Here is a 1,745-nt window from a genome sequence, read left to right as displayed (position 1 = left end):
CCTCGTTGCGTTTGTAGTGGATCCACTTGCCGACCCGTGTGGCCTGTACCAGGCCTGCCCGCTCGAGGGTTGCCATGTACGAGGAGACTGTCGATTGCGCCAGCCCCGACTTGGCCTGCAGATGGCTGACGCAGACTCCGACCTCGTCCCGGTCGGCTATTGGCTCCCACTGAGCGAACTCGCAGTGAGGGTCCCGCAGCCAGTCCATGATTTGCAGCCGTGCAGGGTTCGCCAGCGCCTTCAAGGCCTCGACCGCAGCCAGAGGGGGCTCGTTCTCCGCGTCGCCTCCTGAGTTCGTTGCCTGTGACGTCGCCACGGTCGCCTCCTCGCCTCTCACACACCATCGTATCTCGATGTGACGAACCGAGTTCGCCCCCAGCCACACATTGACACATCGCGATATCGCGATATGGTCGTTTGCGTTCACGCCCCTCCGGTATCTGCCGCGTAACTGCCGTCCGCCGCGAACACCGGGGATACACAAGAGGAAGTACACGATGTCTGAGAGCAGCAAGCCGTTGATCGTCGTCGCGGGTGCCACTAGCAAGCAGGGAAGGAGCGTCGCCACCTCCTTGCTTGAGAGCGGCAGGTTCCGAGTGCGAGCCCTGACCCGAGACGCCGGCTCTGCCCAGGCCCGGAGCCTGGCAGGACTGGGAGCGGAGATCGCCGAGGTTCCTCTCGCGCTGGGTCACCAGCGCGAGCTCGTCGACGCGTTCAGATCGGCCGAGGGGGCCTTCCTGATGACCCCGCCCATCGCGCCACCCTCCACCGAGGAGTTCCCTCTCGGGCGCCAACTTGCCGATGCAGCGGTCGAGGCCGGAGTGATACACGTCGTCTTCAGTGCTCTCGAGAACGTCGACGAGCGGTCCTCGGGCACCAAGTACGCCCCGCACTTCACCGACAAGGCGCTCATCGCGGAGTACATCCGGACTCTGCCGATCGCGCACACCTTCATCATGCTCTCGTTCTTCTACACCAACGCGCTGGAGTACTACCCCCCGCGCATCGATGGTGACACGGTGCTCATGCCTTTCTACCTCCCCGAAGACTTCCGTGCCCCGTTCGTGGACCCACTCACCGCGACCGGGCCGGCCGCCCTCGAGGTGTTCTCCAACCCCGACACCTACCGCGGCGCCTGTCTGCCGGTCGTGGGGGACGTCATCTCCCCAGCCGAGATGGTCGAGGAGTTCTCCCGCGTCACCGGACTCAAAGCCGAATACCGCAGCGCCTACTCTCGCGAAGACCTGCTGACCTACTTCCCCGCGCTGGGAGAGAACCCTCTGCTGGTCGACGAGACCCTCGGCATGGTCCAGTACGCGGTCGACCTCGGATACTTCCGAGACGACCGCGACACGACGTGGAGCCGGCGCATCGATCCCAACACGCTGAGCTGGGAACAGTTCCTCCGCAAGACCGACTGGCATGGCCAGCCGGTCACCTTTGGTCACTAGACCCATCGCCGACGAGATCAGACACGCGCCATTCGGGAAGGCCTCGACGTTGTCTGAGCCCGTGGCGCGTGCCGCTGCGCGCTGCCATCACGCCAACACCTACTGCGTGAACTGCGACCTGCTCGTCGGTCTCGACGATCTCCACGTGATTGACGTCGACCGGGGTGATGGCGACCGATTGACTGTTCGGGTCGAGTCGGCGCGGATGGTGATGGGCTGCCGGACCTGCGGCGCGATCGCTCACTCCCACGGTCGACGCGAGGTGGTCCTAATCGACGCACCTTGCTTCGACCG

The 1,745-nt window shown here is 64.8% G+C and carries 3 protein-coding genes; 2 read left to right on the top strand and 1 reads right to left on the bottom strand.

What is annotated here, in order from left to right; genetic code table 11:
- On the bottom strand, positions 1-262 hold a 262-nt coding region (locus ACFXB5_RS53675; RefSeq protein WP_385223364.1), incomplete at its 3' end, for an ArsR/SmtB family transcription factor.
- A 235-nt stretch (positions 263-497) separates the two neighbouring features.
- On the opposite strand from ACFXB5_RS53675, the gene ACFXB5_RS53670 reads away from it, so the two are divergent.
- Positions 498-1,451, top strand: coding sequence for an NmrA/HSCARG family protein (locus ACFXB5_RS53670; protein WP_385223362.1), 954 nt, complete (start codon positions 498-500; stop codon positions 1,449-1,451).
- A gap of 106 nt (positions 1,452-1,557) precedes the next feature.
- The coding region (locus ACFXB5_RS53665) for a hypothetical protein (protein ID WP_385223360.1) at positions 1,558-1,745 on the top strand (188 nt) is incomplete at its 3' end.

The sequence above is a fragment of the Streptomyces sp. NPDC059455 genome, from assembly GCF_042750115.1.
In the GTDB taxonomy this organism is placed as follows: Bacteria; Actinomycetota; Actinomycetes; order Streptomycetales; family Streptomycetaceae; genus Streptomyces; species Streptomyces endocoffeicus.
The sequence above is the reverse complement of the archived record's forward strand: the minus strand, read 5'-3'. Positions and strand labels throughout refer to the sequence as shown.